The organism is Treponema sp. (assembly GCF_045657965.1).
Taxonomy (GTDB): domain Bacteria; phylum Spirochaetota; class Spirochaetia; order Treponematales; family Treponemataceae; genus Treponema_D.
The window spans coordinates 1-7778 of the sequence record NZ_JAZOUG010000131.1 but is presented as its reverse complement, the minus strand read 5'-3'; the positions used below and the strand labels follow the sequence as shown (position 1 = coordinate 7778).

Genomic DNA, 7778 nt, shown 5'->3' with positions numbered 1-7778 from the left:
CTAGAATTCAGAAACAGAGGGCGTACAACAAACCACAAATTAATTCAAAAACTTATGCATGAAGAACATATTGTGTGTAAGGTCCGCCAGCATAAATACAATTCATATAAAGGACAGATAGGCAAAATTGCTCCTAATCTTTTGCAGCGAGATTTCAGTACAACAAAATCTAATGAAAAATGGGTTACAGATGTTACACAATTCAATCTGTTTGGGACAAAGCTTTATCTGTCTCCGATTCTTGATTTACATGATCAGTCATTAGTCAGCTGGAATCTTTCTGACTGCCCTAATTATGCTCAGACAGTTGATATGCTTGAGAAGGCTTTTGCACAAATCCCTGATGGAACAAATCTGATTCTGCATTCTGATCAGGGCTGGCAGTACCAGATGTATGATTATCAGAGACGTCTGAAAGAAAAGGGAATCAGACAGAGTATGTCACGCAAAGGCAACTGTCTTGATAATTCAGTGATGGAAAATTTCTTTGGATTATTAAAGTCAGAGCTTTTATATTTACATGAGTTTGAATCTGTCGAGCATTTCAAAAAAGAATTAATTGAATATTTGACTTGGTACAACGAAAAGAGAATTAAGGTTAAATTAAAAGGACTGTCCCCTTTACAATTCAGGAATCAGTCCTTAAAATCAGCCTAGTTAAAGTGTCCAATAATTGGGGTACACTTCACTTTTTGGACAGTCCTTTTTTTTTAACCCAATGCAATATCAAGCACCATCATAAGTGCAAAGCCCACTGCAAAACCAATGGTACAGATATCTGTCTTTTCTTCGCGGGTAGCTTCGGGAAGCAGTTCTTCCACAACTACATAGACCATCGCACCCGCAGCAAAGGCAAGCAGATAAGGCAGAAACGGAAGCACAAAGGAAGTAAGCAGAATCGTAAGCACAGCCGCGGCCGGTTCCACAGCACCTGAAAGAGTTCCGTATATAAAAGACCGGAGTTTACTGTTTCCTTCAGTGCGAAGCGGCATTGAGATAATAGCACCTTCCGGGAAATTCTGAATTGCAATTCCAAGGGAAAGAGCAAGTGCTCCGGCCGCAGAAATTTCGCTTCCTCCAGACAAAAGACTTGCAAATACAACACCGACTGCCATTCCTTCCGGAATGTTGTGAAGTGTTACGGCGAACACAAGCATCATGGTGCGGCTTATTCTGTTTACTGAAGATTTTGGTCCTTCCGGTTTCTGTGCTTTTGCATGTAAATGAGGCGTAATCTTATCTAGCAGGAATAAAAATGCAACACCAAGTGAAAATCCAGTAAGGGCCGGTAAAAAAGCCAGTCTTTCCAGCGAAGAACTCATCTCCATAGATGGAATTAAAAGCGACCACACACTTGCGGCAATCATCACACCTGCTGCAAAACCAAGCAGGGCACGCTGAATACTGTCTTTTATCTCGCGTTTCATAAAAAATACGCAGGAAGAGCCCAGCATGGTGCCTAAAAATGGAATCAATAATCCGTAAACTGTAATGTTCATAAAAAAAGTTTAGCAGATTTTTAATAAGTTATCTATGAGTAACTGATTAACGCAAATCGCCGGCGGCATCGAAACAGCGGTCACCGATTTTTTCAATCTGACGGATAATATCCATGTACAGAAGTTCAGAGCGGACATCCCCGCCACTTTCAAGACGGCTTCTGGCAAGTTTTTTAAGGGCTTTACGTTCATCATCAATCTGCTGTTCAAGCTCACTTGCAAACTGGAACTGTTCCGGAGTAAGCCTCTGAATTCGCGCAACATTTTTATAAATAAAGAACATAAGCTGTCGTGCAAGTTCAAAATAAGGCAGAAGGCGGTCAAAATCCTCTTTGTTGAACTTCATTTCGCGCTCGATTGCTTTTTTGAGCTGATATGCAATATTCAGACAGCCGTCAGCCATAGCTTCCATTTCGGCAATAAGCTGCATCATAAGAGCCGCATTATCTTTTGCTTCATCAGAAAGATGAAGGTGTGTACAGCGGACAAGATACTGAGTCAGCTGCTCGTTCATCTGGTCACAGTAATCTTCGATTTTGACGATTGTTTCATAACCGCCTGTGACAAAATCAGAATTAAAAGTAGAAAAACCTGTCTGAAGTTCATCAAACATCTGTGCAACTTTATCTGAAAAATGTTTAACTTCGTTCTGGGCACGGAATACACAGCCTTCAGGAGATTCAATTGCCATTCGTTCGTTAAATTCAAGCCGGTATACATTTGCTTCATCTTCTTTATCATCTTTAATAAGGATTGAAACAAATTTTGAAATCTGATTGACAAAAGGAATAAAAATAATTGTTCCGATTACCTTAAATACAGTGTTGAGCATTGAAATTCTGAATACAATATTGTTGCCCGGAGAAATAAGTTCAACAAACGAAATGAAAGGTTTAAAGAAAATCAAAACAATGATAACTGTAGCAACATTGAAAAGCACATGAACTGCAGCCGTTCTTCGTGCATTTGCATTTGCTCCGATTGCAGCCAGAATTGCATCGACAGTGGAACCGATTGAACTTCCGATAATCATGACTGCACCGAAACGCCAGAATTCTTCGAGTTCCTGAAGAGTTGAATTTCCTTCTTTTGACATTGCCACAGCCATACCGATTACGATTGCCGACATTGCCGAAGAAGAATGAATTAATGCTGTAAGAAAGATTCCTATAAAAAGACCGATTGCGTAGCTGATTAAGCCGAAATTATTTACAAGGTTGATGAAGTTGATTACGAGGGATTTTACCTGTGGTTCTGCAAAAAAATCTGAAAGACCGCCAAGACCAAAGAAAAGAAGACCGAAGCCCATGATTGCAAGCCAGAAACCTTCTTTTGACTTAAACCGTTTAAGGATGTAGAAAAGATATCCAAGACCGAAGATTGGAACTGCATAATCCTTGATTTCAAAACTTGAACCTAAAGCCACAATCCAGCCTGTAACTGTAGTACCGATATTCGCACCGAAAATAACGCCGATTGCCTGAGTAACGGTAACAAGCCCTGCATTTACAAAGCTTACAAGCATAACCGTTGTGGCACCGGAAGACTGAATAATCATGGTAAGAATACAGCCGGTTAAAAGGCCTACAAACCGGTTACCGGTCATAAAAGCAAGGGCTGCCTGAAGTTTCTGACCGGCACTTTTCTGGATTCCGTCGCTCATCAGTTTCATGCCGTAAAGCAGGAAACAAAGACTTCCAGCAAAATTAATTATATTCAGTATCATTTTAGTCCACCGTTTGTCGTGCTACAACTCTTCCAGCAATTGAAAGAAGCAGTTCACTGTCTTTTTCTGCGATGTACGGAATTGTAACATTTCCGCCAGTATGTCTTAATTTAATGATAGTTTCTTTGATTCCATCTTTTGAAGATTCCAGAGTCATTTCAACGGCATACGGATAATCTGGAAGATTTGCACTAAACAGTCCCAGAACTTCAGAAGGTTTCTGAGTGCGTGGAAGGGAAAGTTCTGCATTTATTCTTGTATAATTTGGAACAAACTCGCTTTCCTGAGCTTCCTGTGAAGTAACAACTCCTTCCTTTTCATTGCCCGTTGCTGTATGAGCAGTAAAATCAAATACAACTTTTGTAGTTGCAATGGTTGTTATGAGTTCTTCGAAAGAAATACCTGTAATATTTGGAATCCGTGTGTTATCAAATTCCGGGCCCTTACTTACAATAAGTTTTACTGTAACAGGATTTGAAATGATTGTGCCTTCAGGCGGATCCTGTGCTAAAATTGTGCCGGCTTCACTCTGATCAGATTTGTAGCCTGGTTCTGCAAGAACAATAAGCGGGCGTGTTGAACCTGTAAACATTGTCTGCAGATTGATTTTAACATCGTCATATTTCTGACCGATATAATTTTCTACATGATCCAGAATTGTTCCGCGGCTTACTGTAAGATTTATGCGTCTGCCGGCTTTAACGATTGAACCGCTGATTGGATTTTGATTTAAGATTTTACCGGCATCATCCGGGTTATCTGTGTATTTAAGCTGAATTTTTGGATAAAGTTCCTTTGCCTGTAATTCAAGAAGGGCTGTTGTAAGTTCTTTTCCTTCAACATTGGGAACCATGACCTGTTCAGGGCCGCGCACCGTCGCAAAAAAAGTAACCCAGCAGATTATAAACATGAGTGCTATCGCAAGAACTGCAACCAGTAAAAATGGCTTTTTATTATTATCAATTGCCGAAATAGTTTTCAGACTTTCTTTCTTAACATCTTCGGCAAACTCTTTTGGCTTAAAATTCTTAATTTTTTCAGTCAATTTCATTTTCTTAAGTCCGTATCAGTCCGTTTCATACTAGTATAGAACCGATAAAATTTCTAGCACCATTGAGAAAAGATTTATAATCCATCGCCTTTTTTTTCTCTAATTGCAGTTCGCTAACAACAAGAACAGTTCCCTGCCCGCATGCAATTTCTATTCCGACTGATTTCTGATATGGAAGAACCGTGCCGCATTTTTCTGATGTTGATTTTTCGCCGGTTTTTGCTTTTAAAATCGTGAGCCTTAAGCCTTCAAAACTTGTTGAACAGAGAGGGAACGGCGTATAAGCACGGATTTTTCTTTCAATCTGGCTTGCAGTGCAGTTCCAGTCAATAAATCCGTCTTCTTTTTTAAGAAACCCTGTATAGCTTGTTTCGCCAGATTGTTTTTTTCCGATTAGTTCAGAATCAGAATTTGAAGCCAGCTTAAGGACTTTTTTAAGAAGCTTTGCCCCTTCTTCTGTAACTTTACTTGAAAAACCGTCACCATCCATTAAAGAAAGAGTTGTTTCAGTTCCGTCAAGATTAATTTCTGACTGTGCAAGGATATCACCTTCATCCATAGCGAGGGCAAGTTTCTGCACAGTAATTCCTAGAATTTTGTCACCGTTTAAGAGAGCGGCAGGAACAGGAGTACAGCCGCGGTATTTTGGAAGAAGTGATGGATGAAGATTAATTCCTCCGAGCGGAAAAAGCGATAAAAATTTCGCCCCGAAAATACGTCCATAATCAAATGAAACAAGTAAATCTGCTCCAAGCACTTCAACTGCCTGCCGGGCTTCACTCATCAAATGATCAAATTCAAAGACAGGAATGTTGTTTTCACGGGCAACGGAAGCAACTTCTGTCGGAATTAAATCAGAATGTCTGCCCCGCATTGAAGGAGGGTTTGTAAGAACGCCTGCAATCTTAAAATAATGAGAGTGATTAGGCTTGGCCTCGTCCAGCTTAAACATAGGCAATAGGAAGAACCATGTAGCTATGCAGAACGGCGCAGTGAGGGTGCTTAAACCAAACGGCTCGAACAGCACATTCATCGCTGCCTGCGACACTACGGTGATGATTATTCCCAGAATAGCCCACAGCGCCGAGCGCCACGTAGGACGATAAAAGACTGTAGCCAGAGCTATCGCCGTCAGCACCGCACTAAATCCGTATAGGCCATTAGCAATATCATGCCCCGAAGCACTCATGACCGAAGCCACAACAATCGACAATGCCGAGCCTATGGCAGCCCACAATGCAGCCCATCGCGAAGAGACGAACAAGCCTATAAGAAACAACAAGCCTGCAACCCATGAGTTGATTAAAAATACCTGAGATATACATTTAAGCCAATAGACAACAAACTGACCAACGTAGAGAACACCTCCCGTTGCAAGATGATCTGGCAGCATGGGCGTAGCCATGTGCAATGGGTCCAACCCATGCATAGCTCGCGAAGCAAGCAAAAAGAGCCATGTGCTTATAACAAAGGGAAATGTAAATGAGTTCACCTTCCAGGGCCTCATAACATTATTCAGAGCCTCCCTAACCCATGTAGTCAGAGCAGCACACAATGCCAACGAAATCCACATCCACACCGTATTACCCAGAAATGTAGGGAAGGCACAGCCGACAAGGATTCCATTAAACCCCCACAATCCCTCTCGCCCGTCGTTATTGGGCAGGTTGAGAATATACCCCGTGGTAGTTGAGACCATCAATCCAAGCAATGCGCCCCATGCCACCTCGGGCGTATGAGCTTGATATGCACCCCAAAAAATTCCTGCAATGATAAACAAACCAGCCCATGCATTGCATTGAAACATCACTTGACCTGCTCCACGTAGTAGCACCTTGAAAAATCCAATCACCCCGCGATTGGACATGTTTTCTGATAATTCTTTCATCATAATCATCTTATCTTATTAAAAAATTATTTCCACACAAACTCCTCGGGCAAGGCACACCCCTTAATCCTCATGCGCAGAAGTGAACAAATCCTACGAATCTCGCTCTTAACTTCACCACTCTGCTGTCCCAAAATCGAACACTTTAATCCGGCATCGAAGGGCAGAAGATTTACCCCCAGCGCCATATCGCTGCGCATGTAAGGCTCGATTTCTCGACAAAGCGCCTGAGCCACATCCCCGGGGGTAATGATTAAGACCGAAGCAAACACCTCATAACCACACATAACTCCCTTGGCATGTACATCCTGTTTTTGCGGCTCAACCGCCACACTATCAACATAGACCAACTCGCCACCAGGACGTAAAACTTGAGTCTGCAAGGAGAGCTTTTCGTACAAGAAACTCTCGCCCGAATAACGCCTTCCACTCAGAAATATCTCGGAATAGAAGAGCGTAGCCGATGCATCGACCTCGACCCTATTACAGACCTCATAATTAGCTCCTTTACAAGGAATTACCACTTCGGGCATATATTCCAAATAAGCCCCTGCTTCGAGCCTTATACTTTGTCGCATAAGAGCCCTGCCTCCCCGCATCTGCGCCACTTTAGTAGCCGCACCTGTGGATATATAAGCGCAAGAGCCGCACTTTAGAGTGAAGTGTTGTTCATAGTTATCGCCCTCAACCACAGGACCTCCTGCCGAGAGTATATAGACACACGGCAACCAGGGCATCTGCTCGTCGAAATAGAGTGCCTGCTGCACAATTATTGGGGCACAGCGATATAAATCACGCAGGATGCTACGCCCACGCGAATCAACCTCGAAGCCCAACCGCAAATAACCCCTCTTACCATGAGGAACTTTCGACAATACATCCATAATTACCCCTCGAACAATGCCCGATGTTGAATGAGCGACACCAATTCATCAACTCCCTCGCCCGTGAAACAGTTGGTGAAGACAAAGGGCTTACCCTCACCTCGCATTGCAAGCGAATCGCGACGCATAACCTCAAGCGATGCGTGGACATAAGGCGCCAAGTCGATTTTATTAATCACCAAAATATCGGAATGGGAGATACCCGGCCCATCCTTGCGAGGTATTTTATCCCCTGCCGCGACATCAATCACATAGATAAAGAAATCGACCAATGCCGGACTGAACGTAAGAGTGAGATTATCGCCACCCGACTCGATAAGTAGCACATCACCATCGGGGAAACGCTCCTCCATCTCTTCAACAGCCGCAAGATTCATCGAGGGATCCTCCCGCACAGCCGTATGTGGACACGCTCCCGTCTCAACACCTATGATGCGCTCCTCGGCAAGTACCCCTTTGAGGATTTTTCTAACATGTTTAGCATCTTCGGTTGTGACCACATCGTTAGTAATAATCAACACCTTATGCCCCAACTCCAATAAACGAGGCGTAATGGCTTCAATAATGGCGGTTTTACCCGAACCTACGGGCCCTCCGATTCCAATTCTGCAAGTAGAATTCATAATTTATGACATAAACATTCGTTGTATACCCCTCTCATGTAACGACGAGAGTATATCCATTTCTGGTGCAAAACCGTGCATCTGCTCCAAACCAAGCATGCGAGCCT

The 7778-nt window shown here is 42.8% G+C and carries 7 protein-coding genes; 1 reads left to right on the top strand and 6 read right to left on the bottom strand.

Features of this window, described 5'->3' with window-relative positions:
* The coding region (locus ACKI5B_RS04720) for an IS3 family transposase (protein ID WP_407426338.1) at nucleotides 1-657 on the top strand (657 nt) is incomplete at its 5' end.
* 53 nt (nucleotides 658-710) lie between these two features.
* Here the strand turns inward: ACKI5B_RS04720 and ACKI5B_RS04715 are convergent.
* From ACKI5B_RS04715 to ureG, 6 genes are read right to left on the bottom strand one after another with little or no spacing between them, the layout of a single operon-like run.
* On the bottom strand, nucleotides 711-1499 hold the full coding sequence (locus ACKI5B_RS04715; protein ID WP_407426336.1) for a ZIP family metal transporter: 789 nt from the start codon (nucleotides 1497-1499) through the stop codon (nucleotides 711-713).
* Nucleotides 1500-1545: 46 nt separating this feature from the next.
* Nucleotides 1546-3225, bottom strand: coding sequence for a Na/Pi cotransporter family protein (locus tag ACKI5B_RS04710; RefSeq protein ID WP_407426334.1), 1680 nt, complete (start codon nucleotides 3223-3225; stop codon nucleotides 1546-1548).
* Between the two features lies 1 nt (nucleotide 3226).
* On the bottom strand, nucleotides 3227-4276 hold the full coding sequence (locus tag ACKI5B_RS04705; RefSeq protein ID WP_407426332.1) for a PASTA domain-containing protein: 1050 nt from the start codon (nucleotides 4274-4276) through the stop codon (nucleotides 3227-3229).
* Between the two features lie 25 nt (nucleotides 4277-4301).
* The gene (gene yut, locus ACKI5B_RS04700) at nucleotides 4302-6143 is read right to left on the bottom strand and encodes an urea transporter (RefSeq protein ID WP_407426340.1); all 1842 of its coding nucleotides are present in this window, start codon (nucleotides 6141-6143) and stop codon (nucleotides 4302-4304) included.
* Between the two features lie 47 nt (nucleotides 6144-6190).
* A complete protein-coding gene (locus ACKI5B_RS04695) occupies nucleotides 6191-7048 on the bottom strand; it encodes an urease accessory protein UreD (protein ID WP_407426330.1) in 858 nt (285 codons plus the stop codon).
* Nucleotides 7049-7050: 2 nt separating this feature from the next.
* Nucleotides 7051-7671, bottom strand: a complete 621-nt coding sequence (ureG, locus tag ACKI5B_RS04690) for an urease accessory protein UreG (RefSeq protein ID WP_407426328.1) — start codon at nucleotides 7669-7671, stop codon at nucleotides 7051-7053.
* Nucleotides 7672-7778: the final 107 nt, after the last annotated feature.

Excerpts from the sequence above, each read along its gene's own strand:
- ACKI5B_RS04710 (WP_407426334.1), bottom strand. The coding sequence starts at position 3,225 with ATGATACTGAATATAATTAATTTTGCTGGAAGTCTTTGTTTCCTGCTT.
- yut (WP_407426340.1), bottom strand. The coding sequence starts at position 6,143 with ATGTCCAATCGCGGGGTGATTGGATTTTTCAAGGTGCTACTACGTGGA.
- ACKI5B_RS04705 (WP_407426332.1), bottom strand. The coding sequence starts at position 4,276 with ATGAAATTGACTGAAAAAATTAAGAATTTTAAGCCAAAAGAGTTTGCC.
- ureG (WP_407426328.1), bottom strand. The coding sequence starts at position 7,671 with ATGAATTCTACTTGCAGAATTGGAATCGGAGGGCCCGTAGGTTCGGGT.
- ACKI5B_RS04695 (WP_407426330.1), bottom strand. The coding sequence starts at position 7,048 with ATGGATGTATTGTCGAAAGTTCCTCATGGTAAGAGGGGTTATTTGCGG.
- ACKI5B_RS04715 (WP_407426336.1), bottom strand. The coding sequence starts at position 1,499 with ATGAACATTACAGTTTACGGATTATTGATTCCATTTTTAGGCACCATG.